General features: G+C 34.6%; 32 protein-coding genes. All 32 read left to right on the top strand.

The genetic code is table 11. The annotated features are described in order from the left end of the window. Window positions 1-94: 94 nt before the first annotated feature. The 32 genes from ACU68U_RS03850 (at window position 95) to ACU68U_RS03695 (ending at window position 26,940) form a co-directional block, all read left to right on the top strand. Window positions 95-571: a MarR family winged helix-turn-helix transcriptional regulator gene (locus tag ACU68U_RS03850; RefSeq protein ID WP_446762787.1), complete on the top strand. Its 477-nt coding sequence runs from the start codon at window positions 95-97 to the stop codon at window positions 569-571. Next, a complete protein-coding gene (locus ACU68U_RS03845) occupies window positions 546-2,306 on the top strand; it encodes an ABC transporter ATP-binding protein (RefSeq protein ID WP_446762786.1) in 1,761 nt (586 codons plus the stop codon). Before ACU68U_RS03850 ends, ACU68U_RS03845 begins: the two co-directional genes overlap by 26 nt. After that, window positions 2,299-4,095, top strand: a complete 1,797-nt coding sequence (locus tag ACU68U_RS03840; RefSeq protein ID WP_446762785.1) for an ABC transporter ATP-binding protein — start codon at window positions 2,299-2,301, stop codon at window positions 4,093-4,095. The genes ACU68U_RS03845 and ACU68U_RS03840 overlap by 8 nt, the downstream gene beginning before the upstream one ends. Before the next feature lie 88 nt (window positions 4,096-4,183). After that, on the top strand, window positions 4,184-5,398 hold the full coding sequence (rlmD, locus tag ACU68U_RS03835) for a 23S rRNA (uracil(1939)-C(5))-methyltransferase RlmD (protein WP_446762784.1): 1,215 nt from the start codon (window positions 4,184-4,186) through the stop codon (window positions 5,396-5,398). Between the two features lie 250 nt (window positions 5,399-5,648). Next, window positions 5,649-6,020 carry a helix-turn-helix domain-containing protein gene (locus tag ACU68U_RS03830; protein ID WP_002834913.1) on the top strand — a complete coding sequence of 124 codons (372 nt, stop codon included), beginning with the start codon at window positions 5,649-5,651 and terminating at the stop codon, window positions 6,018-6,020. Between the two features lie 2 nt (window positions 6,021-6,022). Next, on the top strand, window positions 6,023-6,808 hold the full coding sequence (locus ACU68U_RS03825; RefSeq protein WP_002834912.1) for an ImmA/IrrE family metallo-endopeptidase: 786 nt from the start codon (window positions 6,023-6,025) through the stop codon (window positions 6,806-6,808). A 72-nt stretch (window positions 6,809-6,880) separates the two neighbouring features. Then, on the top strand, window positions 6,881-7,045 hold the full coding sequence (locus ACU68U_RS03820; protein ID WP_002834910.1) for a hypothetical protein: 165 nt from the start codon (window positions 6,881-6,883) through the stop codon (window positions 7,043-7,045). Between the two features lie 334 nt (window positions 7,046-7,379). Then, window positions 7,380-7,898, top strand: a complete 519-nt coding sequence (locus ACU68U_RS03815; RefSeq protein WP_002834908.1) for a sigma-70 family RNA polymerase sigma factor — start codon at window positions 7,380-7,382, stop codon at window positions 7,896-7,898. A gap of 194 nt (window positions 7,899-8,092) precedes the next feature. Beyond that, complete coding sequence (locus tag ACU68U_RS03810) at window positions 8,093-8,257, top strand: hypothetical protein (protein WP_002834906.1); 165 nt, start codon at window positions 8,093-8,095, stop codon at window positions 8,255-8,257. Further along, window positions 8,199-8,495: a hypothetical protein gene (locus ACU68U_RS03805; protein WP_035109048.1), complete on the top strand. Its 297-nt coding sequence runs from the start codon at window positions 8,199-8,201 to the stop codon at window positions 8,493-8,495. Before ACU68U_RS03810 ends, ACU68U_RS03805 begins: the two co-directional genes overlap by 59 nt. Continuing rightward, window positions 8,495-9,619 carry a DUF2800 domain-containing protein gene (locus tag ACU68U_RS03800; protein ID WP_002834904.1) on the top strand — a complete coding sequence of 375 codons (1,125 nt, stop codon included), beginning with the start codon at window positions 8,495-8,497 and terminating at the stop codon, window positions 9,617-9,619. The genes ACU68U_RS03805 and ACU68U_RS03800 overlap by 1 nt, the downstream gene beginning before the upstream one ends. Further along, window positions 9,609-10,151 carry a DUF2815 family protein gene (locus ACU68U_RS03795; RefSeq protein ID WP_002834903.1) on the top strand — a complete coding sequence of 181 codons (543 nt, stop codon included), beginning with the start codon at window positions 9,609-9,611 and terminating at the stop codon, window positions 10,149-10,151. Before ACU68U_RS03800 ends, ACU68U_RS03795 begins: the two co-directional genes overlap by 11 nt. Window positions 10,152-10,160: 9 nt before the next feature. Beyond that, the gene (locus ACU68U_RS03790; RefSeq protein ID WP_002834902.1) at window positions 10,161-10,361 is read left to right on the top strand and encodes a hypothetical protein; all 201 of its coding nucleotides are present in this window, start codon (window positions 10,161-10,163) and stop codon (window positions 10,359-10,361) included. After that, window positions 10,336-12,267, top strand: a complete 1,932-nt coding sequence (locus tag ACU68U_RS03785) for a DNA polymerase (protein WP_002834901.1) — start codon at window positions 10,336-10,338, stop codon at window positions 12,265-12,267. The genes ACU68U_RS03790 and ACU68U_RS03785 overlap by 26 nt, the downstream gene beginning before the upstream one ends. A gap of 13 nt (window positions 12,268-12,280) precedes the next feature. After that, window positions 12,281-12,481 (top strand): hypothetical protein, encoded by a 201-nt coding sequence (locus ACU68U_RS03780; RefSeq protein ID WP_004835125.1) that lies wholly within the window; start codon window positions 12,281-12,283, stop codon window positions 12,479-12,481. Further along, a complete protein-coding gene (locus tag ACU68U_RS03775; RefSeq protein ID WP_002834899.1) occupies window positions 12,474-12,860 on the top strand; it encodes a DUF7768 domain-containing protein in 387 nt (128 codons plus the stop codon). The genes ACU68U_RS03780 and ACU68U_RS03775 overlap by 8 nt, the downstream gene beginning before the upstream one ends. Next, a complete protein-coding gene (locus ACU68U_RS03770) occupies window positions 12,861-15,089 on the top strand; it encodes a phage/plasmid primase, P4 family (protein WP_446762783.1) in 2,229 nt (742 codons plus the stop codon). It abuts the gene before it with no gap. A 133-nt stretch (window positions 15,090-15,222) separates the two neighbouring features. Further along, window positions 15,223-15,504, top strand: a complete 282-nt coding sequence (locus ACU68U_RS03765; RefSeq protein ID WP_308532393.1) for a VRR-NUC domain-containing protein — start codon at window positions 15,223-15,225, stop codon at window positions 15,502-15,504. After that, window positions 15,505-16,848, top strand: coding sequence for an SNF2-related protein (locus ACU68U_RS03760; RefSeq protein WP_446762782.1), 1,344 nt, complete (start codon window positions 15,505-15,507; stop codon window positions 16,846-16,848). A 47-nt stretch (window positions 16,849-16,895) separates the two neighbouring features. Then, the gene (locus ACU68U_RS03755) at window positions 16,896-17,324 is read left to right on the top strand and encodes a hypothetical protein (RefSeq protein ID WP_446762781.1); all 429 of its coding nucleotides are present in this window, start codon (window positions 16,896-16,898) and stop codon (window positions 17,322-17,324) included. Between the two features lie 98 nt (window positions 17,325-17,422). Further along, window positions 17,423-17,788: an HNH endonuclease gene (locus ACU68U_RS03750; protein WP_446762780.1), complete on the top strand. Its 366-nt coding sequence runs from the start codon at window positions 17,423-17,425 to the stop codon at window positions 17,786-17,788. Window positions 17,789-17,832: 44 nt separating this feature from the next. Next, a complete protein-coding gene (locus ACU68U_RS03745; RefSeq protein ID WP_446762779.1) occupies window positions 17,833-18,480 on the top strand; it encodes a P27 family phage terminase small subunit in 648 nt (215 codons plus the stop codon). A gap of 5 nt (window positions 18,481-18,485) precedes the next feature. Beyond that, window positions 18,486-19,268: an S-adenosylmethionine synthetase N-terminal domain-containing protein gene (locus tag ACU68U_RS03740; RefSeq protein WP_446762778.1), complete on the top strand. Its 783-nt coding sequence runs from the start codon at window positions 18,486-18,488 to the stop codon at window positions 19,266-19,268. Then, the gene (locus ACU68U_RS03735; protein ID WP_151409014.1) at window positions 19,268-20,518 is read left to right on the top strand and encodes a site-specific DNA-methyltransferase; all 1,251 of its coding nucleotides are present in this window, start codon (window positions 19,268-19,270) and stop codon (window positions 20,516-20,518) included. Before ACU68U_RS03740 ends, ACU68U_RS03735 begins: the two co-directional genes overlap by 1 nt. Before the next feature lie 43 nt (window positions 20,519-20,561). After that, window positions 20,562-20,777 (top strand): DUF4314 domain-containing protein, encoded by a 216-nt coding sequence (locus tag ACU68U_RS03730; protein WP_060802110.1) that lies wholly within the window; start codon window positions 20,562-20,564, stop codon window positions 20,775-20,777. A gap of 72 nt (window positions 20,778-20,849) precedes the next feature. Continuing rightward, window positions 20,850-21,218, top strand: coding sequence for a DUF7698 family protein (locus ACU68U_RS03725; protein ID WP_446762777.1), 369 nt, complete (start codon window positions 20,850-20,852; stop codon window positions 21,216-21,218). A gap of 92 nt (window positions 21,219-21,310) precedes the next feature. Then, window positions 21,311-21,598 (top strand): transcriptional regulator, encoded by a 288-nt coding sequence (locus ACU68U_RS03720; RefSeq protein ID WP_070611477.1) that lies wholly within the window; start codon window positions 21,311-21,313, stop codon window positions 21,596-21,598. 98 nt (window positions 21,599-21,696) lie between these two features. Beyond that, window positions 21,697-23,286: a terminase large subunit gene (locus ACU68U_RS03715; protein ID WP_446762776.1), complete on the top strand. Its 1,590-nt coding sequence runs from the start codon at window positions 21,697-21,699 to the stop codon at window positions 23,284-23,286. A gap of 44 nt (window positions 23,287-23,330) precedes the next feature. Beyond that, window positions 23,331-23,750, top strand: coding sequence for a nuclear transport factor 2 family protein (locus tag ACU68U_RS03710; RefSeq protein ID WP_002834879.1), 420 nt, complete (start codon window positions 23,331-23,333; stop codon window positions 23,748-23,750). A 44-nt stretch (window positions 23,751-23,794) separates the two neighbouring features. After that, complete coding sequence (locus tag ACU68U_RS03705; RefSeq protein WP_446762775.1) at window positions 23,795-25,072, top strand: phage portal protein; 1,278 nt, start codon at window positions 23,795-23,797, stop codon at window positions 25,070-25,072. After that, window positions 25,059-25,745 carry a head maturation protease, ClpP-related gene (locus ACU68U_RS03700; RefSeq protein WP_446762774.1) on the top strand — a complete coding sequence of 229 codons (687 nt, stop codon included), beginning with the start codon at window positions 25,059-25,061 and terminating at the stop codon, window positions 25,743-25,745. The genes ACU68U_RS03705 and ACU68U_RS03700 overlap by 14 nt, the downstream gene beginning before the upstream one ends. 4 nt (window positions 25,746-25,749) lie before the next feature. Then, window positions 25,750-26,940, top strand: a complete 1,191-nt coding sequence (locus ACU68U_RS03695; RefSeq protein WP_446762773.1) for a phage major capsid protein — start codon at window positions 25,750-25,752, stop codon at window positions 26,938-26,940. Window positions 26,941-26,950 lie beyond the last annotated feature (10 nt).

Here is a 26,950-nt window from a genome sequence, read left to right as displayed (position 1 = left end):
TTGATTTGAACGAAACAAAAAAATATTCAAAAATTATTGACAATGGTTATTGATAGGCGTATAATTCTAATAGTATTAGGTAAAAGGTGATATTATGAATGAAAAATTAGCAAAAGAAGTTATAAGATGCGTGCACAGCATTGGAAAGCATCATCCTCACAAACAAATCAACGATTCTGTCAGAGGAGAAAACATGGCTTTGGGATTTATAAAATCGGAAGGTGGATCGACTTATCCGAAAGATATTGAACTTGCTATGGGAATTTCCAGCGCGAGAGTTGCAGCAATTATAAAAAAACTGGAACAACGCAAACTTGCAACTAGAACTGGAGATAAAATCGACAGGAGAAAAACTTTGGTAAGTTTAACTGAAAAAGGAAAAAATGTTGCCCAAGAAACTGAGGACAAGATAATGTATGCTCTTGGTCAAATGTTTGATGCTTTGGGAGAAGAAGATTCTGAAAATTTCGTCAGAATAATCGACAAGCTTATTAAAAATTTGCCAAAGATAAGCAAGGTTTGCGAAGATAAATTTAAAGAAATGGATGATAGTTTTGATAAAAATAATTAGATATTTGAATAAAAAACAATGGATGCAGATACTTTTGAGTTTTGTGTTTATCGTTACTCAAGTGTATTTGGATTTGAAAATTCCGGATTATATGTCGAAGATCACGATGTATGTAGAAAGTCCGGGTCACAGTGTAAGTGATATTATCGGCGAAGGAAAATGGATGCTTTTGTGTGCATTCGGCTCTTTGATTTCAGCAATTATCGTAGGATTTTTGGCGTCGAAGGTATCGGCGTCATTTTCCAAAGATTTGAGGTCTAGAATATTTTCCAAGGTGGAAAGTTTTTCCATGAAAGAAATCAACGAATTTTCCACAGCAAGTTTGATAACTAGATCTACGAATGATATTACTCAAATTCAAATGGTAATAGTGATAGGATTACAAATTTTGATTAAAGCTCCAATAATGGCTGTGTGGGCTATCACGAAAATCTACAACAAGGGATTTGAATGGACAATGGCGACTGCTGTCACTGTGTTGATTTTAATCATTTTCGTTGCAATTCTAATGGTTTTGGTTATGCCGAAATTCAGAATAATGCAAACTTTAACAGATAATATCAACAGGATTTTGCGTGAAAACTTAACAGGACTTGCAGTTATAAGAGCGTATAATTCTGAAGAGTTTAGAGAAGGAAAGTTTGAAGAGGCAAATGTTGGATTGACAAATACTCAACTGTTCACAAGTCGTGCAATGAGTACGATGTTTCCTGCAATTAATTTGGGGATGTCTGTTCTAACTCTTGTGATTTATTTCATAGGGGCAGGACTCATAAATGCTGCGAATATGATGGACAAATACGTTTTGTTCTCAAATATGGTTGTGTTCAGTTCGTATGCAATGCAAGTTGTCATGTCATTTATGATGATGAGTATGATATTCATAATGATTCCAAGAGCACAAATCTCTGCAAATCGTATCAACGAAGTGTTGGATACAGAACTTTCAATTAAAGATGGAGATATTGATAGCTCAAATGAAGATTACGAATATGAGATTGAGTTTGACAATGTATCTTTCAAATACACAGATTCCGAGCAATATATTTTAAAAGATATTGATTTTAAGGTGAAAAAAGGAGAAAAGGTAGCTATAATAGGTTCCACAGGATCTGGCAAAAGCACTATCTTGAATTTGCTTTTGAGATTTTACGATGCGACTGAAGGTGTCGTAAAAATCCAAGGAATCGACATTAGAAAGTATAAGCTTAAATTTTTGTACGAAAAAATAGGCGCCGTTTTCCAAAAATCATTCCTATTCAAAGGAAATGTAAAATCGAACATTTCATTCTCAGAAGATGGTATGGATACTGAAAAAGTAGAACAAGCGGCAGATACTTCACAATCTATGGAGTTTATCGACAAATTTGACGAAAAATTTGACCACGAAATCGCACAATTAGGTAAGAATGTTTCTGGGGGACAAAAACAAAGATTGTCCATAGCCAGAGCAATCTACAAAAAACCAGATATTTATCTGTTCGACGACAGTTTCTCTGCACTTGATTTCAAAACAGACAGCGAACTTAGACATCAATTGAGAGAAAAAAGCCCTGATGCTACAACTATTATTGTCGCTCAAAGGGTGGGTTCGATAATGGATTCAGATCAAATAATCGTACTTGAAAATGGAGAAATAGCAGGAATAGGTAAACACAAAGATTTATTGAAAAATTGTGAAGTGTACAGTGAAATAGCCTACTCGCAATTAACAGAGGAGGAATTAAATGCCTAGACAAACTGTAAATGAAAAACCGAAAAAATTCAAAAAAACATTAAAAGAAATGGCAGGGTATTTGAAACCTTATTTTCCATTGATATTGATAGCAGTTGTGGCAAGCGTAATAGCGACGATTTTGCAAATAATTGGACCTGATAAATTAAAACTAATCACAGATGAAATCACAAAAGGACTTCCTAAAATTGTCAAAGGAAAACCCGTTGTAACTGCGATTGACATGGATAGCGTAAAATCAATAACGTTGATGCTGTTGATATTCTACCTATCTTCACTTGTGTTGAATTTGTTGCAAAGATTCATCATGGCAGATGTTACGCAAAAAATCTCAAAATCATTCAGAGAAGAGATAGCAAAAAAAATCAATAGATTGCCATTTAGCTATTTTGATAACACAACTTTTGGAGATATTCTAAGTAGAGTAACAAACGACGTTGACACAATAAGCCAAAGCTTGAACCAATCTGTTGGAGCATTGTTGACAAGTATCGTAATGCTTATTGGAACTGTAGTGATGATGATTTATAATTCGGGAATATTGACGATAACGACGATTTTGTCATCGCTTGTGGGATTTGTGTTCATTACAATAATAATGAAAAAATCACAAAAATATTTCAAAGAACAACAACAAAACTTGGGTGATATCAACGGACAAATCGAAGAAGTGTACACTGGTCACAACGTCATCAAAGCTTACAACGCAGGAGCAAGAGCCGTAGATGAATTTGAACAAACAAACACTAAACTCTACGCTAGTGCATGGAAATCACAATTTTTGTCCGGACTTATGATGCCAATCATGCAATTTGCTGGAAACTTTTCATACGTAATGGTCTGCATAGTCGGAGGAGCATTGGCGATCAACGGCAAAATATCATTCGGGGTTATCGTAGCTTTTATGATTTATGTAAGACTATTCACAAATCCTTTATCAGATATCGCACAAAGCTTCAACACTTTGCAAAGAGCTGCAGCAGCAGGAGAAAGAGTGTTCGAATTTTTGAATGAAGAAGAATTAGAAGAAGAAAATGTCACTGAAAAATTAGAAAAAGCAAAAGGCGAAGTTGAATTCAAAAACGTTAGATTTGGATATGATCCTGAAAAAATCATCATTAAGGACTTCAACGTAAAAGTAAATCCAGGAGAAAAAATCGCCATAGTTGGGCCAACTGGAGCCGGTAAGACTACAATCGTAAATCTATTAATGAGATTTTACGAACTAAACGACGGACAAATATTGGTAGACGGAATTGATACGAAAAACTTATCCAGAGAGAATTTGAGAGACCAGTTCTGTATGGTGCTTCAAGATTCATGGGTGTTCGAAGCAAGTGTCAGAGAAAACATAACATTCGGAGAAAAAGATATAACTGATGAAGAATTGATCGATGTGTGCAAACGCGTGAATCTAGATCACTTTATCAGAACACTTCCACACGGATATGACACCATTTTAAATGACAAGCAATCATTGTCGCAAGGACAACTTCAACTACTCACAATCGCACGTGCAATGGTAAGTCACGCGCCAATGTTGATACTAGATGAAGCCACAAGCTCCGTGGATACAAGAACAGAAATAATCGTTCAAGATGCAATGGACGAACTTGCAAAAGGAAGAACATCATTTGTAATCGCACACAGATTATCCACAATTAAAAACGCGGATTTGATACTTGTAATGAAAGATGGGGACATCGTAGAAAAAGGAAAACACGACGAATTATTGGCACGTGATGGATTCTACGCACAATTATACAACGCGCAATTTGAAAGAAAATAGAAAATTTGGAAATAGAGATTGGGAACAGGGCGTCCCAATCTTTTTTGCGTCCAAATTTGATATAATAAAAAGATAAAGAGGTGATTAAATGAAATTAGAAATAATAGATATGATAGATGACGGAAGATGTGTCGCAAAATACGAAGGAAAAACAGTGTTCGTAGATGGAGGAAGTGTTGGAGAAATAATCGAAGCAAAGAAAATAAAAGAAAAAAAGAATTTGATATTTGCAACAAAAACAAAAACAATACAACAATCACCTCATAAACAAGAACCGCTTTGCCCACATTTCTACGAATGTGACGGATGCAGCATGCAAGACATTACATACGAAAAAGAATTGGAAATCAAAAAAAATTCCGTGCTCAACAAATTGCAACGAATCGCAAAGCTGGATATCAAAGATGTCGACATACTCACAAATGCTGAGTATTATTACAGAAATAAAGTAGATTTGAAAGTGGAAAATGGAAAACTTGGATATTATAACAGAAAAACACACAACTTAACACAAATATCCACTTGCAAAATTGCATCAAAATCAATCAATCAAATGATAAATTGGTTGGAAAATCAGGATTTGAATGGCGTGTCGGAAATCAAAATCAGATCCAATTACAACGACGAAATCCAAATCTCCATGGATTATTTATCAGATGAAATGCTAGAAAATTTAAAATCTGTAGAAAGCATCGTAGAAATTTATGCGAAAAATAAAAACTTTGATTTGGTTTATAGGAAGAAACAATTTGTGGATAAAATTGGAGACTTATCATTCATAATAAGCCCCAAATCATTCTTCCAAGTAAACAAATACAACACAAGTTTGCTCTACGACACGGCAAAACAAATGATGAATGCAGAGGAAAATGACAGAATATTGGATTTATACTGCGGAATCGGAACTACAACAATGTACATTGGAAATGGCAATAACACAATCGGAGTCGAAGTCGTAAAAGATGCAGTTAAAGATGCCAACCAAAACAAAAAACTGAACAATCTTCAAAGCATTCAGTTTATTGAAGAAAAATCAGAAAATGTCGTAGGAAAACTCACACAAGAACACTTCGATGTAATCCTTGTCGACCCACCACGAAAAGGAATGGATGAGAAAGTCGTCGAAGCAATAATTAAATCCACAGCAAAAAAACTCGTCTACATCTCCTGTGACCCAGCAACACTAGCCAGGGATTTGAAACTTTTAACAGAAAATGGATTTGGTGTTGAGGATGTGAAGCTCGTGGATATGTTCCAGAAGACAATGCACGTGGAGAGTGTAGTATTGATGTCAAGAAAATAGAATAACAAGCTATAAGACTGTTGAAATCAATGGCTTTTAGGATTTTAGAAGAAATCTTAAAAGCCATTTTTTTATTTGGAAAACACCTTGTGGGAACATATCAATAGTAAAAATCGTAGGGGTGTGTAGGCAGGATAGATATTTATAGGGAGAGTGAACAGAATAGATATTAGGACTTGACACATCAATTAATAAGTTGTAAAATATAAACAAGTTAGCATATTAGCTAATAAAGTAATAGGAGGTAATCATGAACAATCACGAACTGACTTTTGGGGATTTTATTTCTCAGAAGAGAAAGGATTTAAGAATCACCTTAAAGGATATGGCGGACAGGCTTAATATTTCCTCACCGTATCTAAGCGATGTAGAGAAAGGAAAAAGAGATTCTTTTGACTTAGATAGGTTGAACCAAATTGCTAAAATATTAAACTTGGATGAAGAAGAATCATCCATTATGATGGATTTAGCTGGAAAGCAAAGAAATACGGTGGCACCTGATTTGCCAGAGTATATTTTAAAGACTAAAGGCTTAAGCGTAGCTTTGAGAAAGGCTAGAGACTTAGATGTTAAAGAAGAAGAGTGGATAAAATTCATTGAAGAAATTGAAAAAGAGAGGTAGGCATGTATCAATATAACTTCAACAAATCAAGTACAGGTGCTCCATTTATCACTTTAGATCAAATTGAATCACTGACCGAGCAAATTCTCAATAAATATTGTCCTTCTGCAATCGAGAATTTTGAAGCAGTAGATATTGAGGGACTGGCAGAATTTGATTTAGGGTTTAATGTTGAATATGCCTACTTATCTCATAACGGATGCTATGCAGGGATGATGGTCTTTAATGATGACCAAGTAATACGAACAATGAAAAGCCTAATACCAAATGTTGAAACTGGGCAATGGGAACTAGAATATCTTACAGATAGAGCCAATACTATTCTAATAGATAAGCAATTGGACAATCCAAGAGATAAAGGATTTAGAAGATTTACCCTAGCTCATGAATGTGGCCATGGTGTAATTCATCCGTGTGTATTCTATAGAGATCCAAACCAACTAACTTTTTTTAATGAAGAAGAAAAGCCTGCGTCACTAGCTTGTAGAACTGGCGATGTTAATAAGAAGAAAAATAAACGCTGGGGATTTATGGATACAATAGAATGGCAGGCAAACACATTTGCTTCTTGTCTTTTGATGAATAAAAAAGCGATTATAAAGTATCTATACTATCTAGGTTATGATAAGCACATTAAGGATGAGACTTATCTATTTGATTTCATCATGAAAGTATCAGAGCAATTCCAAGTATCAAAAACAGCAGCATTAGTTCGATTAAAAGTATTAGGCTATGCACCTAATGACTTTGAATTAACAAAAGAACTATATAACGAATTTAGTTTTTAAAATATAGCTTAGCTATATTTTTTTAAGAAAGAAATTAGCAAAGAAGCTAACAAGGAAAGATAAGGAGGTATTATGGAACAAATGGCATGTCCAGTCTGTAAAAAGAGATTTTTTGATGTATCAAGAATTCCTTTAGAGAAAATAGAGATAGCAGCAAAATGTCCACACTGTGGGAAAATCTCAACACTGGAAATATCAAACAAAAATAAGAAAAAACCATACCGAGCAAAGAAGTAAATGTAACTATCAAATGGCCGGATGAGTATTCAAAAGGAAACTCATCTGGCTATTTTTATATTAAGGAGGTGATCCTATAGAAATAAGAAACAAAGAAGGAAAAAGAGTCTGTGATATTAGTGAAGACAAGAAAAAGCTAACTATCAGGCGAGGTAAAAGTACAACCATAGCCTATGTAGTTAAAGGCGAAATTAAAATTTTAAATAAGTAAAAGATATCCGCAAGAACGCTAGACGGCAGTCGGAAAACCAAATCATGGTTTTCTATTGCCGTCTTTTTTTGTTTTTACGGATGGCCTTCTTGCGGATCTAGAGATTTTGCAAGGAGGCAAAAGATGGCAAAGAAAAGATATTTAGAAATAAATGGCAAAGAAATCGAAGTTAGTGAAGAAGTCTACAAAGAATATATGAAACCAATCTGGAGAGAAAAAAAGAGAATCCAAAGAGCCTACAAGAATTTAGAAGAACTACAAGATAAAGACAGAATTAAAACAGTGGCTGAGAAAAATGGAAACTACGTCCAAGCAGGAAGTTTAGAAACAGGCTTTGTCGAAACAAAAGAATATGGTCTTCCCTTATCCCTTGATGTTGCTGAAGAAGAATACGACTTTGAAGTAACTAGCGTTAAAAATACTGAGGAAATAGTAACGTACAAACTTTTAGAAGAAGCATTCTTAGAAGTCATTAGTGAATTTTCTGAAAGAGATAAAAAAGTTCTAAAACTACTTTTCCTCTACGAAATGAAAGAAAGAGAAGTCGCAGAAGTAGTAGGAATATCCCAAAAAACAGTTAATAACATCAAAAATAAGCATTTACCAAAGATTCAAGAAAAATTAAGACCCTGGAAAAAATAATTACTCAAAAACTTACTAGATGTCCTAAGGAATATGAGGGAAGAAGTCTTACTCAAATACAAACAGGATGTCCTAAGAAGTATGAGGAGATACAACTTACTCAAAATGAAGGCAAATGTCCTAAGGAGTATGAGAGGAGAAATCTTACTCAAAAATTTAATGAATGTCCCAAGGAGTATGAAAGGAGGAACAAAGTGGACTTAGTAAAAAACGAACAGATGGCAGAAAGTTTAATAGCCATCTCAATTGTTGCCAAGAAGATAGCTATGGAATTAATGCAACCAGAGAAAGGAGAAAAAAGTGCCAAGAATAAAGCTACTAATGGAAATCAAAGAAGATGCAGAGAATCTTGCATCTAGTATAGGTGTCCTTCTAACAGCACTAGAAAGTGATGAGGAACTACCTAAAGAAGAGAAGGCAAAACAAGAAGAAAAGACCTATGAGATTGAAGATGTTAGAAAGATACTAGCCGACAAATCAAGATTAGGCCATACAGCTAAGATAAGAGAACTCTTAGAAAAGTATGGAGCTAAAAAGTTATCTGAGATTGAACCAAGTAACTATAAAGACTTGGTAGCAGACGTGGAGAAGTTGTAATGGGTGCTCACGCAATACTATCAGCATCATCTTCTAATAGGTGGATTCACTGTCCACCAAGCGTTAGGCTTTCTGAAAAATATGAAGATGAGGTTAGTCCTTATGCACTTGAAGGCACATCGGCTCATGCCTTAGCAGAATATAAACTAAAGAAGTTATTAGGTTTAGATACTAAAGACCCGACAGAGGATTTAGATTTTTATGATGAGGAAATGGATGAGCTAACTGAGGGATATGCTTCATATGTGACAGAAGTAATAAGTAGGTACGAAAGCCCAGCCGTCTTTGTGGAAGAAAGACTTGACCTATCAGACTATGTTAAGGAGTCCTTTGGAACAGCTGACTGTGTAGTTGTTGGAGGAAAAGAACTTCATGTAATAGATCTAAAGTATGGTCAGGGAGTTTTAGTAGATGCTAGGGAAAATACTCAACTAATGTTATATGGGCTTGGTGCTCTAATTCTCTTTGATGGAATTTATGATATCGAAAATGTAATACTTCACATCTATCAACCAAGAAGATGTAACATATCAACTTATGAAATTAAAAAGACAGAACTATATGAGTGGGGAGAATCTGTACGAGAGATTGCTGAGAAAGCATATAAAGGCGAGGGGGAATTCTCTTGTGGAGAATGGTGCATCTTCTGTAAAGCTAAGAATAAATGTAGGAAAAGGGCAGAAGAAAACCTAAAACTGGCACAAGAAGAATTTATCCTACCACCAGAACTATCTGATGATGAAATTGAAGAGATTCTACCAAGATTAGACGAACTGGAACAATGGGTCAAAGATATCAAGGCTTACGCTTTAGAAAGAGCAATGAAGGGTCATAGATGGAAGGATCTAAAACTTGTCGAAGGTAGGTCTAATAGAAAATACCGAGATGAAGATGAAGTTGTAAAAAAAGTAAAAGAACTGGGATTTAATCCCTTTGAAGAGAAGTTACTTGGCATTACAGCTATGACTAAGTTACTAGGTAAGAAAGTCTTTGATGAAAATATCAGCGACTTATTAGAAAAACCAAAAGGCAAACTTACCTTAGTGAACATTAATGATAAAAGAGAAGAAGTTGTAATTGAAAATGTGAAAGAAGAATTTGGAGGATTTAATAATGCAAAATAAAACAAAAGTAATTACAGGTGAAGTTAGATTATCATATTTTAACGGATGGGAACCAAAGTCAATCAATGGTGGTAAAGAAAGATACTCAGTATCTGTCATTATCCCAAAGAGCGACCAAAAGACAATTGAGAAAATTGAAAAAGCAGTAGATGCTGCTATTGATGAAGGACTTTCTAAATTCAATGGAAAGAAACCAAATAAGAAAGCTATCAAACTTCCATTAAGAGATGGTGACACAGAAAAAGATGATGAGGCTTATGCAGATGCATACTTCTTAAATGCCAACTCTATGACAGCACCTCAAATTGTGGATAGAAATGTAGAACCTATTCTTGATAGAAGTGAAGTCTACTCAGGAGTTTATGCGAGGGTATCTCTTAACTTCTACGCCTACAATGTAAATGGTAATAAAGGAGTGGCCGTTGGCCTTGGAAATATTCAAAAACTAAGAGATGGTCAACCTTTAGGAAATAGGTCTAATGCAGCAGATGACTTTGATGCTATGGACGATGATGAAGATTTCTTAGCATAGGAGGTAGAAATGGACTATTTAATTACAGCAATAGTTTTAGCTATTTGGTCCTTTTTATGGTATAAGCTTGGATTTTTACAAGCTCAGCTAAAAGAACTAGATAGAGATATCAGAAAAATAGAAAAGCAAATAAAAGAAGATAGAAAAAATAATTTAGCAGAATTAACAAAGCTTAGTGATAGCTATGAAGAAATTGTCCATAGATCTTGAGACCTATTCTTCAGTTGATTTAGGCAAAAGTGGTGTATACAAATATGCCGAGAGTGAGGATTTTGAAATCCTCCTCTTTGCCTATTCTATTAATGATGGAGAAGTTAAGGTCATAGATTTGGCAAATGGAGAGATTATTCCTGAAGAAATATTGTCAGCCCTTAGTGATGAAAACGTAGAAAAGTGGGCCTTTAATGCAAATTTTGAAAGGGTGTGTCTATCTAGGTTTTTAGGTAAGAGACTAAAACCTCAAGGTTGGTACTGCACTATGATTTGGTCAGCCTATCTAGGGTTACCTCTATCGCTTGAAAAAGTAGGAGAGGTTTTGAAACTTGATAAGCAAAAGATGAATGAAGGCAAGGCCCTTATTAGATATTTTTCTACTCCCTGCAAACCAACTAAGACTAATGGTATGAGGATAAGAAATCTATCACATCATGATTTAGAAAAGTGGTCTACATTTAAGGAATATAACCAAAGAGATGTGGAAACAGAAATGGCTATTAAGAAAAAACTATCAGCCTTTCCTATGTCTCATTCAGAATGGGAAAACTACTGGATAGATCAAAACATCAACGATAGAGGAATTTTAATTGATGAAGTTTTAGTCGATTCAGCTATTAAATTTGACGGAATCTTACGAGAAGAAAACATGGATAGAGCCATAGAACTAACTGGCCTTGAAAATCCAAACTCTCCATTACAGCTAAAAGAATGGCTTAATAAAAAAGGCTTAGAGATAGACTCCTTAGCTAAAAAAGATGTAGAATCTGCTCTTAAAAATACTGAGGGAGATATAAAAGAGGTCTTGGAACTTAGACAGGAATTATCTAAATCTTCAGTTAGAAAATATGATGCTATGAAAAATGTAAAAGGAAAAGACAATCGAGCAAGAGGGCTGATCCAATTTTATGGTGCAAATAGAACTGGAAGATATTCAGGAAGGCTTATTCAAGTTCAAAACTTAAGGAGAAACAATCTAAAAGATTTAGACCTAGCTAGAAGTCTTGTAAAAAATAGAGATTACGAAACTATGGAAATTCTCTATGAATCTCCTTCTGATATTTTATCCCAATTAATAAGGACAGCCTTTATAGCAAAAGAAGGCACCAGGTTTATTATTTCAGACTTTTCAGCAATAGAGGCTCGTGTCCTTGCATGGCTTGCAGGAGAACAATGGGTATTGGATGCCTTTGAAAATGGAGAAGATATCTATTGTAGAACAGCATCGAGGATGTTTGGAGTGCCAGTTGAAAAACATGGAGTTAATGGACATCTCAGGCAAAAAGGAAAGATAGCGACTTTAGCTTGTGGTTATCAAGGGGCCTTAGGTGCTCTTAAAGCAATGGGTGGTATTGAGATGGGTTTGTCTGAAGATGAACTTCAATCAATAGTTGATTCCTGGCGAGAGGCTAATCCTAACATCGTAAGCTTGTGGTGGGATATAGATTCAGTCGTAAAAAGAGTTGTAAAGACTAGAACTAAAGAAAAATATAAGAGCCTAGTTATTAGCTATGAAAAAGGCATTCTTTTCATAGAACTTCCTTCAAAAAGACGACTTGCTTATCCAAAGGCAAAGATAGGGACGAATCGATTTGGTGGAGAGTCAATAGTCTATGAGGGAATCGTAGTAGGAAATAAGTGGGACAAGATAGAATCCTACGGAGGAAAATTTGTAGAAAATATAGTTCAAGCAATAGCCAGAGATATTTTAGCAGAGGCTATGATGAGACTTGAGAAAAAAGGATTTAATATCGTCATGCATATTCATGATGAAGTTGTAATAGAAAGTGATTCATCTAGTATCGAAGAAATAAATCAAATTATGTCTTTAGTTCCTAGTTGGGCACCTGGACTTATCTTAGATGCAGATGGATTTGAAAGTGAATTTTATAAAAAAGACTAATGGAGGGTTATTCATGTTTTATGTTAAAGAAAAAATAAATGATTCTATGGAAATAAGCATTGAAATAAATGATGAGAATGTCTTTTGCACCTGTCCAAAGTGTGGAAAAGAAGTTCGAGTAGAATTAAATAAAGTATTGGAAGATGGCGATTTATTTTCTACTCAAGTTTGCTGTAATACTTGTAGTGAAACAATGAGGGATATTTATGAATAAGGAACTATACAACGGGAGTGGGTGCAAGGATCCCACTCCTTATCAAGCAATTAAAAATGCAGAGAAGAGATACTATCCCCTGGTATATATCTGCAGTCCATTTTCTGAAGATCTAGAAAATAATGTCATCAAGGCACAGAAGTATTCTCGATATGCCTTAGATAAAGGAAATATTCCCATAGCACCACATCTTTTATTTCCTCAGTTTATGAGTGATGAAAGTGAGAGAAGACTTGCCATGCATTTTAATTATGTCCTTCTTGGAAAATGTGAAGAAGTCTGGGCTTTTGGTGATCATATAAGTCCTGGAATGGCAGAAGAAATAAAAATTGCTAAGAAGAGAAAAATGAAGATTCGTTATATAAAGGAGGTATCCTAATTGAAAATATACACCTCAAATCAAATAGGAGTGGAGTCAAATTGTGTTTATCCTAATGGGGTCAATGCAGTAGATGTTAGGTCATTTGAGAAAGCTGCAAGTTTCGACCATGTAATGGCTAAGTATAAAAATTCCTACAGGTCCAATGATAGTTTTATAGAGTCAGAATGTATTCCCATGGATATAGATAACGACTATTCAGAAAATCCAGATGATTGGATTTCAACTAACGATTTAAAGAGAATATTTGATGGAGTTAAATTTGCCATAGTTTACAGCAGAAACCATAGAAAAGAAAAGAATGGAAAAGCTGCAAGACCAAGAATGCACATATATTTTCCAATTCCAAAGGTCACAAATTTAGCTGAATATGTAGGCATCAAAGAAAGATTGTCAGAGACTTATACTTTCTTTGATGGCAATGCCTTAGATGGAGCGAGGTTTTTCTTTGGAGTTAAGAATCCTGCTGTTGAAATAGCTAGGGGAAGGAAATATATAACTGATATTTTAAAAGATGACTTTGAAAATTTTGATAACTCTCAAGACTTGATTCAGCAAGGCTCTAGAAACTCAACTATGAACCATTTTGCAGGTAGGGTTCTCATTCGATATGGAAATACAGATGAGGCAAGAGAATTATTCGATAAAAAAGCTAGTCTTTGCTCACCACCACTCCCAGATGATGAATTGGAACAAATATGGAGGTCTGCTTGTAAATTCTATAAAAAGGTAGCAGCAAGTGAAGATTACATTCCACCTGAAGAATATACTGAAGGCATAAATTTAAGGCCTTCTGAATTTTCAGACATAGGTCAAGCAGAAGTTTTTGTAAGAGAATACCAAGACAAAATTCGATTTTCTCCTTCTACAGGTTTTCTTGTTTACAACGACTCCTACTGGGAGGAATCTGAACTAAAAGCACAAGGATACTCTCAAGATTTAGTTTTAAAACAAATAGAAGAAATAGACAATGAACTTTTGAAAATGGATGAAGACATTAAGAAATCAGGAATTAGGGATATTATGTCTTCTATGAGTGAGAAAAAGGCAATGGAGGTTTTTGATAAAAATCAAAAATCTATTTATTATAAGTTAACTTCGCTTGAGGCATATAAGAAATATGCAGTAAAAAGAGGTGACACCAGAGCTATTCATGCAACTTTAAAGGAATCAAAGCCAATGCTTGAAATAGACCAAAGAGAACTTGATACAGACGAATTCTTGTTAAACACTCCATCATTTACAGTAGATTTAAAAACTGGAGAATGCAGAGACCATAAGGCAAAAGACTATATAACAAAAGAAACCTCTGTAGATCCTAGTGATGAAAATATGGATATATGGCTTGATGCCTTAGATACATTTTTTGTAAAAGATAAAGAACTTATAGAATACGTGCAGAAAGTGGCTGGTATTTCTCTAATCGGAAAGGTCTATATTGAGGCTCTAATTATAGCTTATGGTGATGGAAGAAATGGGAAGTCCACTTTTTGGAATACTATCTCTAGAGTTCTAAATCTATATAGTGGGTCAATCTCAGCAGATATTCTTACTGTTAATTCTAAGAGAAATGCCAAACCAGAACTTGCTGAAACAAGAGGTAAAAGGCTTTTAATTGCAGCTGAACTTCAAGAAGGATTAAGGTTAAATACTTCAAATGTTAAACAGCTTTGTTCTACAGATGAGATTGTAGCAGAGAAAAAATATCGAGATCCATTCAAGTTCATACCTTCTCACACCCTTGTCCTATATACTAACCACCTACCAAAGGTGGGTGCCTTAGATGAAGGAACCTGGAGAAGACTCATTGTAATTCCATTTGAGGCAAAGATAGAGGGCAGTAGTGATATTAAAAACTACACTGATTATTTAGTAGATAAGGCTGGGGGAGCAGTTCTCAAGTGGTTAATCGAGGGTGCTAAAAAGGCTATTGATGAAGATTTTAAATTCAGCCTACCTAAAAAAGTAGCAGATGCCATAAATGAATATAAGGAATCGAATAACTGGTTCAAGCATTTCTTAAATGAGTGTTGTGAGATTGATTCATCATTTGAAGAGAAGTCTGGAGAAGTCTATCAAGAATATAGAGCCTATTGTTTAAGAATTGGAGATTATGTAAGGTCAACAACAGATTTTTATTCTGCTCTTTCATCCAATGGATTTATGAGGAGAAAAACTAATCAAGGAATTGTGATAAGTGGACTTAAACTAAAGTCAGACTTTGTGTAAAAATACAAGAAGTGCAGGTCGTGAATGTCATATATATAACTATTATATAGTAAGTAAATTAAATTTTAGTTATATATAAAGGTTATATAATAGAGTTTCACGACTTGCACAATGGCTAAGAATAGAGGTTTATATGTTAGAAAATGAAATAGAAAAAGCCTTAGTCGACAAGGTAAAACTCCATGGTGGTCTTTGTCTTAAATTTACATCTCCTTCAATGACGGGAATACCAGATAGGTTAATATTTCTACCTAAAGGAAAGATAGGATTTGTGGAAACAAAAAGACCTGGAGGAGAACCAAGACCAATTCAGAAAAAAAGAATAAGGCAATTTAAGAACTTAGGTTTTAAAGTTTATGTTCTTGACTCAAAAGAAAACATTGATGAAATAATAAAGAGGATCGGAGGTGACTAATTGGAATACACTCCACACAAGTATCAGAACTATGCTACTGAATTTATAAAAGAAAATGAAGAATCAGCACTTCTACTGGACATGGGACTCGGTAAGACGGTTATAAGCTTAACGGCTATAAAAGACTTACTCTTTGATTCTTTTGATATTTCTAAAGTTTTAATTGTAGCACCATTAAGAGTTGCAAGAGATACATGGAAGGAGGAAATAGTAAAATGGTCCCATCTTGATATCTTAGATTATTCAGTAGTCATAGGAAATGAAAAAGAAAGAATAAAAGCATTAAATAAACAAGCAGATATTTATCTAATCAATAGGGAAAATGTAGACTGGCTAATAAATAAGAGCGAACTGTCCTTTAACTACGATATGATCGTAATTGATGAACTATCATCTTTTAAATCTCATAGGTCAAAGAGGTTTAAAGCCTTGATGAAAGTTAGACCAAAGGTAAAAAGAATAGTTGGTCTTACTGGAACTCCATCATCTAACGGACTAATGGATTTATGGGCTGAGTTTAGACTGCTTGATATGGGAGAGAGACTTGGTAGATTTATTGGTCAGTATAGGGAAATCTACTTCAAACCAGATAAGAGAAATGGACCAATTATTTATTCTTACAAACCACTGCCTTTTGCTGAAGATGCAATCTATGAAAAGATATCAGATATCACAGTTTCTATGAAAGCTGAAGATTACCTAAAAATGCCAGAGAAGATAAACAATGAAGTTTTTGTAAACTTATCAGATAAAGAAAGAGATATCTACGAGACACTAAAAAAAGAATTGGTAGTTAGTATTAAGGATAAAGATATAGATGCAGTTAATGCTGCAGCCCTTTCTAATAAGTTACTTCAAATGGCATCGGGATCTGTTTATGATGAAGATAAAAATATGATTCATATTCATGATAGAAAGCTGGATGCCTTGGAAGATTTAATAGAAGGCGCAAATGGTAAACCAGTATTAATAGCTTATTGGTACAAGTCAGATTTGAAAAGAATGAAAGGCAAGTTTGATGTAAGAGAACTTAAGACAAGTGAGGACTTTAAAGAATGGAATCAAGGTAAGATTCCAGTTGCCATTATTCATCCAGCATCTGCTGGTCATGGACTAAACCTACAAGCTGGAGGTTCAACACTAATTTGGTTTTCTCTTACTTGGTCATTAGAACTTTATGAACAAACCAATGCCAGACTTTATAGACAAGGACAGAAAGAAACAGTTGTGATTCATCATATCTTAGCAAAAGGAACTATTGATGAAGATGTTATGAAAGCATTAGAAAATAAGAATAAAACACAAGCTGCACTTATTGATGCAGTAAAAGCAAATCTAAAATGAGTAGAGGTTCTATAGAGAACTTACCTCAAAAAAACATGGAGGTAAGCATGAACGCAAAAGAATATTTAAAACAAGCTTTTTATTTAGACAAGAGAATAAACTCAAAGCTGGAGCAAGTTGAATCACTCAACGCTCTAGCAACAAAAGCTACATCGACCTTATCAGATATGCCTAAGAGTCCTAATAGAGGACCATCAAAACTTGAAGATACTATCGTAAAGATTGTAGATCTCCAAGAAGAGATTAATAGAGATATAGATAAGTTGGTGGATTTAAAGAAAGAAATCGTAAGAACAATAAAAAAGATTGAAGACAAAGAACTTCAAGTCGTTTTAGAAAAAAGATATCTTTGCTTTGAGACTTGGGAGAAGATAGCAGTTGAAATGAATTATGATATTAGACATATTCATAGGCTTCATAATCGAGGATTGAAAGAAATATCCTCTCTGAAATTAAGTGGTCACAAAATGTCATAGAATGTCACTAAGCAAATGTAGTATTATTAAAATAGCGAAAGAATAATTAAAGAGCCTTGGAGATTTAATCTTCAAGGCTTTCTTTATGGAGTGATAAAGTGCCAAGAAAACCTAAGAGACCATGTTCTTATCCAGGTTGTCCTGAATTAGTTGATGGACGATTCTGCAAGAAACATGAAAAAGAATACAACAAAAACTATGAAAAATATAGAAGAGATCCTAAAACTCATAAGCGTTATGGGAAAGCATGGAGAGTTATAAGAAAAAGATATGTAGCAGAGCATCCACTTTGTGAAATGTGTTTAAAAGAAAATAGAATGACAAAGGTAGAGGAAGTACATCACATACTTCCTCTTTCTCGTGGTGGAACTAATGACGAAGATAATCTTATGAGTCTTTGTAAATCTTGTCACTCAAAGATTCATGCTGAGCGTGGAGATAGATTTGGACGAGAAAAGTTTTGAGGGAGGGGGAGTCGTTATCTTAAAAGCTGATTTCCCTACCAACGGTGCCGCCCTCTCACGCACAAAAAAACGGGTTCAAAGGCCCTATTAAAGAAAATAATAAAATAGGAGGTGATACTATCGCTAAAGATGGAACATACAGAGGTGGAAGAAGAGTAAAAGCAGGTGGCAAACCACAGCCTGCTGTTGAAAAAATAGAAAAAGGTAAAAAGGTAGAAATTTTAATGAATGATATTCCAACATTCACTCCAGAAGAAATAGATGCAGTTGACTTACCAGATGGATCAGTTCTTGATGGAACCGATATGCCTACACCAAGTGACTATCTATCAGCAAAGCAAAAGAATGGAATACCACTTGGTGCTGATGAAATATATAAAGAGACATGGTCTTGGTTAAAACAGAGAAACTGTGAAAACTTAGTAAATCCAAGATTATTAGAATCCTACTCCCAGGCTTTTGCAAGATACATTCAATGTGAAGAGGCAATAAGTCAATTTGGACTTTTAGGAAAGCATCCTACAACTGGTGGAGTTATTGCATCTCCATTTGTACAGATGTCTAGCCAGTTTCAAAAGACGGCCAATCTTCTATGGTACGAGATTTATGACATAGTTAAAGAAAACTGCACGGAAGTATATGAAGACTATGGAGAAGATATGATGGAAAAATTACTAAGGCAGAGGAGGTAATTATATTGTTTGAAAAAGTAAATCCAAAGCATCCAGATAAAATAGCAGATTGTATTGCAGGTGCAATTGTAGATTTAGCATATAAAGAAAAGGAGAACCCTAAAATTGCAGTCGAGGTTTTGCTTGGTCATGGTGATTGTCATGTGATTATTGAAACGGACTGCAAGTTAGATGTTGAAGAAATCAAATCAGCTATTAATAGAATAGCAGGAGAAGTAAAAGCCGATGTAAAAATTGTAGAGCAAGACATTCACTTATCGAACAATCAAAAAGAAAAGATTAGATGTGGGGATAATGGAATATTTAAAGGAGTGCCTACATCTGAAGAAGAAAAGAAACTCTCAACTATAGCCAGAGAAATTTATAGGGACTACCCATATGATGGGAAATATATTCTTGATGGGGATAAACTTATTATTTGTCAGTCAAATGTATCTACGGAAATTTTAAAATCTATTTATCCAAGAGCAATTGTAAATCCATTAGGAGATTGGACTGGAGGATTTAATGTAGATACTGGAGCAACCAATAGAAAGCTAGGTTCAGATATGGGTCGAGCTGTAACTGGTGGGGGCCTTCATGGCAAAGACCTATCTAAGGCAGATGTATCGGTCAATATCTACGCTCACCTAAAAGCACAAAAAGAAAATAGGGATATAGAATTATTCTGTGCAATTGGAGATGAAACTGTTGATGGTAAAGCCTATGAAGAAATAGTAGAAATTGCCAAAGACTATGTAAAATCTATTGGTGGTTTTGAGGAATTTGCAAAGTGGGGGCTCATCTAATGAAAGAAGGACTATTACAATATGAATTAAAAAATGTAGATGAACTCATCCCATATATTAATAATGCTAGAACGCATACTGACGAACAAATAAATAAGGTAGCTGCATCAATAAAAGAATTTGGATTTTTAAACCCAATCCTAATTTCAGATGACAATGTAATCACAGCTGGGCATTGCAGACTTCTTGCAGCTAAGAAACTTGGACTTAAAAAAGTACCTTGCATATTAGAAAATTATCTTACAGAGGCACAAAGAAAAGCATATGTACTTGCTGATAATAAGCTAAGTCTTGATGCTGGTTGGGATGAAGAACTATTGAGAGTTGAAATTGAATCCCTAGAAGATTATGGATTTAATGTAGAGCTTACAGGATTTTCAACTGAAGAATTATCTTCGCTCTTTGACCTTGGTGTAGAGGCTGAAGAAGATGACTTTGATGTTGAAGAAGAACTTAAAAAGCCTATTTTTTCCAAGGAAGGAGATATTTGGACTCTAGGAAGACATAAAGTTATCTGTGGAGATTCTACTCTAGGGGATACTTTTGAAAAGTTACTAGGTGAAACTAAGGTCAATTTAGTATGTACTGATGCACCATATTTTGTTGAATTAAAAAATAAATCGGGAACAATCAAAAATGACAACTTAAATGATAAGGAAGCCTATGAATTTTTAATGAAGGTATTTACTAACTTCAAAGATGCAATGGCCAAAGATGCGTCTATTTATGAATTCTATGCAACGATGAAAGCTAGAGTTTTCTATGATGCTTTTGAAGATGCAGGATTTAAAGTTGGTGCAGGGCTTATTTGGAAAAAACCAAGAGCTCCTTTCATGAGAACAGATTGGAAATTTAATATGGAGCCTATTATCTTTGGTTGGAGAAAAGATGGAAAACATAACTGGTATGGAGATCAAAAGCAAACAGCAGTCTTCGAATTTGATGGAATTAAAGATTCTGAAAAAGAAGGATGTGGTCATCCATCATCAAAACCAGTACCACTTATTGCTTATTTAATAAAGCAATCAACTCAAACAAATGGCTTAGTCCTTGATGGATTTTTAGGAAGTGCATCTACATTAATTGCCTGTGAGGAGCTTAATCGAATCTGCTATGGAATAGAAATAGAACCTAAATTTGTTGATGTAGCAGTAAAAAGATATTTAAATTTAGTGGGTAGTGATAAAGATATAAGCCTTTTAAGAGATGGAAAAAAATATAAGTATGAAGATGCTATTAATATGACTTGATATAAATCCTAGATTGAGTGATATATGTATGTGGGGTGATTAGATGATTTCAAGGGAAATTATACAAAAATTGAAAGAGACGTATCCAGTAGGTACAAGAGTAAAACTAATCCAAATGGAAGATGAACAGGCTCCACCAGTTGGAACCTTAGGCTCAGTTTATGGGGTGGATGCCATTGGATCAATCCTAGTAAAATGGGATAATGGTTCGATGTTAAATGTAATTTTTAGGGAGGACATAATTGAAAAATCTAAATAAATAACCATATATTGCTTGACTATTCCTCCAATGTACGGGAATATGTGTACAATAAAAGAGGAGGAACGAAAAATGAAAAAGATTGAACTGCTAGAAAATATAAAAGAAAAAGAAGAATTCGAAGAAAATAAAATCAGTTACAGATTTTATTGGGCATATAGAGAATCCCAAAGGATAGGTCGAGACATCATAAACTTTGATGACATTGGATTTGAAAATAATCACGAAGATATGATAGAGAATCTTGAAAGATTTGGGATACAAGAATTTACAATTTCCGACCAGTCAACAGGACTTATGAAAGGGTTAAAAAGCTTTAAAAGAAAAGGGTACTTTCCTATAGACTTAATTGAAATAGATACAGGAAGGACTAATTGGAATTTCAAAGAGAGCAAAGAGGAAAAAGAATATGCACCAGCCCTCCTTTTCAAGAGAAATTAGAATAAAAATAGAGAGTTGAGCAAGATAATTGCTTGACTTATCTCTAGTTGTACGGGAATATGTGTACAACAAAAGAAAAGGAGAGCATTACCATGAAAAAAGACCTTTTAGAAAGATTAGAAACAGAAGTTAAAGCTTGCAAAAGATACGCAGAAAACTCAATAAAAAAATCAAAAGAAGGCAAGATTGGAGCAGCCATTAACCTTTTAGACATAGCAGGAACAGCAAAGAAATGTGCAGATCAACTTCATGAAGAACTTTGGAAAGAGTCACAAGGAAACCTAAATGAAGAAGAATTTCAACTTTTTGCAGAATCAGAAACACTAGAAAGAGAACTTAAAAAAGCTTACAAAGAATTAAACACAGCAAGACAAAGATAAAAATAAAATTCCAAATAGAGTTTAGCCTCTATTTGTCGTAGTAGAAGTCACAATCAGGTGGCTATTTTTTATGCCTATTTTTCAAGGAAGGAGGTCAAATGAAATATAAACCAACTAGATTTATGCTTGAAAGCTCACGTTATGATAAAAACAAAGCAGACTATGCCGTCACCTTTATAGAATGTCTGAAGCATACAAAGGGTAGATGGGCAGGTAAAGATTTCAAGCTTATTGACTGGCAAGAAGAAATCATAAGAGACTTATTTGGAATTGTAAAAGATACGGGATATAGACAATTCAATACTGCATATATTGAAATACCAAAGAAGATGGGAAAGTCTGAACTTGCAGCTGCTGTAGCACTCCTCCTTACTTGTGGCGATGGAGAAGAAAGAGCAGAAGTTTATGGATGTGCTGCCGATAGACAACAAGCAACCATTGTCTTTGATGTTGCAGCTGATATGGTAAGAATGAGCCCAGCTCTTTCTAAGAGAGTAAAGATTCTAGCATCTCAAAAGAGAATGATATATAAGCCGACTAATTCTTTCTATCAAGTTTTATCTGCAGAGGCTTATTCTAAACACGGATTTAATATTCATGGTGTGGTTTTTGACGAACTTCATACTCAGCCTAATAGAAAGTTATTTGATGTTATGACCAAAGGGTCTGGTGATGCGAGAACTCAACCCCTATATTTTCTTATAACAACTGCTGGAACGGATACGAAATCAATCTGCTATGAGACTCATCAAAAGGCAGTCGACATACTTGAAGGAAGAAAAACTGATCCAACTTTTTATCCTGTAATCTATGGAGCAGACAGGGATGATGACTGGACAGATGAAAAAGTATGGCATAAGGCAAATCCGTCTCTTGGAATTACAGTTCCTATAGAAAAAGTAAGGCAAGCTTGTGAATCGGCTAAGCAAAATCCAACTGAAGAGAATGCCTTTAGACAACTAAGACTTAATCAATGGGTCAAACAATCAATTAGGTGGATGCCTATGGAAAAATGGGACCTATGTAATTTTGCTATTAATGAAGAAGAATTAAAAGGTAGAGTTTGTTATGGTGGTCTTGACCTATCAAGCACAACGGATATTACAGCTTTTGTTTTAGTCTTTCCTCCAGTAGATGAAGATGATAAATATCAAATATTACCCTATTTTTGGTTGCCAGAAGATAACCTCGACCTAAGAGTAAAAAGAGACCATGTAAACTATGACCTTTGGAAAAAACAAGGCTATATTATGACAACAGAAGGTAATGTAGTCCACTATGGTTTTATAGAAAAATTTATAGAGGACTTAGGTGAGGTATATAACATTAGAGAAATTGCCTTTGACAGATGGGGAGCAGTTCAGATGGTCCAAAACTTAGAAGGAATGGGTTTTACAGTTGTTCCCTTTGGTCAAGGATTTAAAGATATGTCTCCACCAACAAAAGAACTCATGAAACTAACTCTCGAAAGAAAAATAGCCCATGGAGGTCATCCAGTTCTAAGGTGGATGATGGATAATATTTTCATACGAACTGATCCTGCTGGAAACATTAAAGCAGATAAAGAAAAATCTACAGAAAAAATAGATGGAGTAATTGCTACAATTATGGCTCTTGATAGGGCTATAAGGTGTGGCAATGATACGAGTGAATCTGTTTATGATGATAGGGGGTTGATTGTTTTTTAATATGGGTATATAAATAAAATAGAAACATTTTTGAGGTGATATTCATGAGGAATAGAGAAGATATTATTCGTTTATGGTTTGATATGTGGATAAAAAAACAAGACTTAGGAATTAAAGATATTTTTGCTAATGATATTGTGTATACAGAAAGTTGGGGGCCAAAGTATAATAATCGCAGTACACTCGAGTTATGGTTTAAAGAATGGAACAGTCGTGCAAAAGTTGAAACATGGGATATTGTACAATTTTTAGACTTTAAAGACCAATCAATTGTGGAATGGCATTTTAAATCAGTGATGAATAATGGGAAAATTGATGAATTTAATGGAATTTCTTTGGTTAAATGGGATTTTGATAATAAAATAATAGAATTAAAAGAATTTGGATGTAATATAGATAATTATAATCCATATGCTTATGGAGAGATTCCTAAATTTAGAAAAGAAAAGTCAAAGTGGTTTTAACATATATTTATTCATGATATTTTTTTTAGCATCTACATTAGTAGGTGCTTTTTTCATACCTACTTTTAGGAGGTGGTAATATAAACATTTTAAATTTAATATTTAAGTCGCGAGACAAACCTAAAGACGGGGAGAGGATATCTTCATCGTCTTTTTTATTTGGGAGAACAACGGCAGGAAGGAATGTAACCGAATTTACTGCTATGCAAATGACGGCAGTTTATTCATGTGTGAGGGTTCTTGCTGAAACCTTAGCAGGACTTCCTCTTCATCTATATAAAAGAGGGGATTCAAACTCAAAGGAAAAAGCAAAAGAACACGCTATATATTTTTTATTACACGATGAACCAAATACTGAAATGACTTCCTTTGTATTTAGAGAAACACTAATGACCCATCTATTACTTTGGGGTAATGCCTATGCTCAGATAATTCGTAACGGAAGAAATGAGGTAATTGGACTTTATCCATTAATGCCAAACAAAATGACTGTTATGAGAAGTGAGGATGGAGAAATCTTCTATAAATACAATCATAAATCAGAGGAAGTTTATCTTTTAAAAGAAGATGTACTTCATATACCAGGACTTGGTTTTGATGGTCTTATTGGATACTCTCCAATTACAATGGCTAAAAATGCTATAGGTATGGCTATGGCTTGTGAAGATTATGGTGCTAGCTTTTTTCAAAATGGAGCACAGCCAGGTGGAGTTTTAGAACATCCAGGTATTATCAAAGACCCAGAAAGAGTTAGAGCGTCGTGGAATGCAGCCTTTCAGGGGCCTAAAAACGCCAACAAAGTGGCTGTACTTGAAGAAGGAATGAAATACCAACCCATAGCCATAGCACCAAGTGAGGCCCAGTTTTTGGAAACTAGAAAGTTTCAGTTAAATGAGATAGCAAGGATATTCAGAATACCACCTCACATGATTGGTGACTTGGAAAGGTCATCATTTTCAAATATAGAACAGCAGTCTCTTGAGTTTGTTAAATATACTCTTGATCCTTGGATTGTTCGTTGGGAGCAATCTTTGGAAAGATCACTATTAACAAAGAAAGAAAAGGCATCCTACTTTATTAAATTTAATCTTGATGGACTTCTAAGAGGAGACTATGAATCAAGGATGAATGGCTATGCTGTAGGAAGACAGAATGGCTGGATGAGTGCAAATGACATAAGAGAATTAGAAAACCTAGATAGGATATCGGCTGAAGAAGGTGGTGACTTATACCTTGTAAATGGAAATATGCTACCACTTGACAAGGCAGGTAGTTTTTATCAGCAGAAAGGAGAAGTGATAAGTCCTAATGAAGAACAATAAAATATTTTGGAACTGGAAAAAGGATTCAAATGAACTCTATATAGATGGAGTTATTGCAGAAGAGTCTTGGTTTGATGATGAAATCACGCCAAGGCTCTTTTTTGAGGAATTAAAAAACAAAAGTGGAGACATAACTGTATGGATCAACTCCCCTGGTGGAGATTGTATAGCAGCATCGAGAATTTACACCATGCTTTTAGAACACAAGGGAAATGTAACCATTAAGATTGACGGGCTTGCAGCATCAGCAGCATCGGTCATTGCTATGGCAGGAACTGAAGTTTTGATGAGTCCAACATCATTAATTATGATTCACAACCCTTTAACTGTAGCTATTGGTGACTCAAAAGAAATGCAAAAAGCCATAGATATGTTAAAGGAAGTTAAGGAATCAATCATCAATGCCTATGAGATTAAGACAGGTCTATCCAGAGAAGAGATTTCCAATCTAATGGATGGAGAAACTTGGTTTGATAAGAACAAGGCTATTGAGATGGGTTTTTGTGATGGAACTCTCACTGACAAAAGAAAAGATGAAAAAGTTACGAATATGGTCTTTTCAAGGCGAGCAGTTACAAACTCACTTTTAACAAAGATAAATAAAGAAGTAAAAACTCACTCAATGAGTGAGGTAGAAGAAAGATTAAACAAAATTAAAAATACTTGGAGGTAATTATATGAACTTAAAAGAACTAATGGAAAAGAGAACTAAAGCTTGGGATGAGGCAAAGGCATTTGCTGAATCTAAGAAAGATGAAAAGGGTCTAATGTCTGATGAAGACTTTAAAACATATGAAGAGATGGAGAGAACTATCGAGAATTACACTCGTGAAATTGAAAGAAAGAAGAGGGAAGAAGAAATGGATAAATCCTTGGAAAAACCTACTACTCAAGCATTAACAAATGAACCTGCTACTTTTAATGAAGAAGAAAAACCAATGAGAGCAAGAAATGTCTATAAAAAGTCTATGATGAAAGCATTAAGAACTAACTTTAGAGATATTTCCAATGAATTAAAAGTTGGCACGGACGAAAGTGGTGGATATTTAGTTCCAGAAGAAATGGAAACAGATATTGTAAATGGACTTGAAGATGAAAATATTGTAAGAAAACTAGCTACAAAAGTTCAAACTTCTGGACTTCATAAAATTAATATTGCAGCTACAAAGCCTGCTGCTCTATGGGTAGAAGAAGGTGGTCAACTTACCTTTGGAGATGGTACATTCGACCAAGTATCTCTTGATGCACACAAACTCCATGTTGGAATTAAAGTTACTGAAGAACTTCTCTATGATGCCGCCTTTAATCTAGAAAAATACATCACTGAAGAATTTACTAGAGCGTTAGCAAATGCTGAAGAGGACGCTTTCTTAAATGGCGATGGAGTAAATAAGCCTACAGGAATTTTTGACTCTAAAAAGGGTGGGGAACTTGGAGGAACAACAAAGGCTCAAACAATTACTGCAGATGAACTCATTGATTTAGTTTACTCGCTAGATAGACCATATAGAAAGAGAGCAGTCTTCATTTTAAATGATGCAACAGTAGCACAAATTAGAAAGCTTAAGGATGTTAATGGTGCATATATTTGGCAACCTTCACTTAAGGATGGAGAACCAGATAGACTTTTAGGATATCCTGCTTATACATCTGCCTTTGCTCCAAAAGCTGAAAAAGGAAAACTTGCAGTAGCCTTTGGCGATTTTTCATACTACAAAATTGGAGATAGAGGAAATAGATCTTTCCAAGACTTAAAGGAACTATTTGCTGGTAATGGCATGGTTGGTTTCTTAGGTAAAGAAAGAGTAGATGGAATTTTAGTTTTAAGAGAAGCAGTTAAACTTTTAAAAATTGGTGCTACTGCCTAAGGAGTAGATT

The sequence above is a fragment of the Finegoldia sp. P3-F-LR genome (assembly GCF_052932165.1).
Note: the sequence above shows the minus strand (reverse complement) of the source record. Positions and strands in the feature narration are given on the sequence as shown.

Bases quoted from the DNA above. Each gene is read 5' to 3' on its own strand.
- ACU68U_RS03850 (WP_446762787.1), top strand. From the start codon at position 95: ATGAATGAAAAATTAGCAAAAGAAGTTATAAGATGCGTGCACAGCATT.
- ACU68U_RS03845 (WP_446762786.1), top strand. From the start codon at position 546: ATGATAGTTTTGATAAAAATAATTAGATATTTGAATAAAAAACAATGG.
- ACU68U_RS03840 (WP_446762785.1), top strand. From the start codon at position 2,299: ATGCCTAGACAAACTGTAAATGAAAAACCGAAAAAATTCAAAAAAACA.
- rlmD (WP_446762784.1), top strand. From the start codon at position 4,184: ATGAAATTAGAAATAATAGATATGATAGATGACGGAAGATGTGTCGCA.
- ACU68U_RS03830 (WP_002834913.1), top strand. From the start codon at position 5,649: ATGAACAATCACGAACTGACTTTTGGGGATTTTATTTCTCAGAAGAGA.
- ACU68U_RS03825 (WP_002834912.1), top strand. From the start codon at position 6,023: ATGTATCAATATAACTTCAACAAATCAAGTACAGGTGCTCCATTTATC.
- ACU68U_RS03820 (WP_002834910.1), top strand. From the start codon at position 6,881: ATGGAACAAATGGCATGTCCAGTCTGTAAAAAGAGATTTTTTGATGTA.
- ACU68U_RS03815 (WP_002834908.1), top strand. From the start codon at position 7,380: ATGGCAAAGAAAAGATATTTAGAAATAAATGGCAAAGAAATCGAAGTT.
- ACU68U_RS03800 (WP_002834904.1), top strand. From the start codon at position 8,495: ATGGGTGCTCACGCAATACTATCAGCATCATCTTCTAATAGGTGGATT.
- ACU68U_RS03795 (WP_002834903.1), top strand. From the start codon at position 9,609: ATGCAAAATAAAACAAAAGTAATTACAGGTGAAGTTAGATTATCATAT.
- ACU68U_RS03790 (WP_002834902.1), top strand. From the start codon at position 10,161: ATGGACTATTTAATTACAGCAATAGTTTTAGCTATTTGGTCCTTTTTA.
- ACU68U_RS03785 (WP_002834901.1), top strand. From the start codon at position 10,336: ATGAAGAAATTGTCCATAGATCTTGAGACCTATTCTTCAGTTGATTTA.
- ACU68U_RS03780 (WP_004835125.1), top strand. From the start codon at position 12,281: ATGTTTTATGTTAAAGAAAAAATAAATGATTCTATGGAAATAAGCATT.
- ACU68U_RS03775 (WP_002834899.1), top strand. From the start codon at position 12,474: ATGAATAAGGAACTATACAACGGGAGTGGGTGCAAGGATCCCACTCCT.
- ACU68U_RS03765 (WP_308532393.1), top strand. From the start codon at position 15,223: ATGTTAGAAAATGAAATAGAAAAAGCCTTAGTCGACAAGGTAAAACTC.
- ACU68U_RS03755 (WP_446762781.1), top strand. From the start codon at position 16,896: ATGAACGCAAAAGAATATTTAAAACAAGCTTTTTATTTAGACAAGAGA.
- ACU68U_RS03735 (WP_151409014.1), top strand. From the start codon at position 19,268: ATGAAAGAAGGACTATTACAATATGAATTAAAAAATGTAGATGAACTC.
- ACU68U_RS03730 (WP_060802110.1), top strand. From the start codon at position 20,562: ATGATTTCAAGGGAAATTATACAAAAATTGAAAGAGACGTATCCAGTA.
- ACU68U_RS03725 (WP_446762777.1), top strand. From the start codon at position 20,850: ATGAAAAAGATTGAACTGCTAGAAAATATAAAAGAAAAAGAAGAATTC.
- ACU68U_RS03720 (WP_070611477.1), top strand. From the start codon at position 21,311: ATGAAAAAAGACCTTTTAGAAAGATTAGAAACAGAAGTTAAAGCTTGC.
- ACU68U_RS03715 (WP_446762776.1), top strand. From the start codon at position 21,697: ATGAAATATAAACCAACTAGATTTATGCTTGAAAGCTCACGTTATGAT.
- ACU68U_RS03710 (WP_002834879.1), top strand. From the start codon at position 23,331: ATGAGGAATAGAGAAGATATTATTCGTTTATGGTTTGATATGTGGATA.
- ACU68U_RS03700 (WP_446762774.1), top strand. From the start codon at position 25,059: ATGAAGAACAATAAAATATTTTGGAACTGGAAAAAGGATTCAAATGAA.
- ACU68U_RS03695 (WP_446762773.1), top strand. From the start codon at position 25,750: ATGAACTTAAAAGAACTAATGGAAAAGAGAACTAAAGCTTGGGATGAG.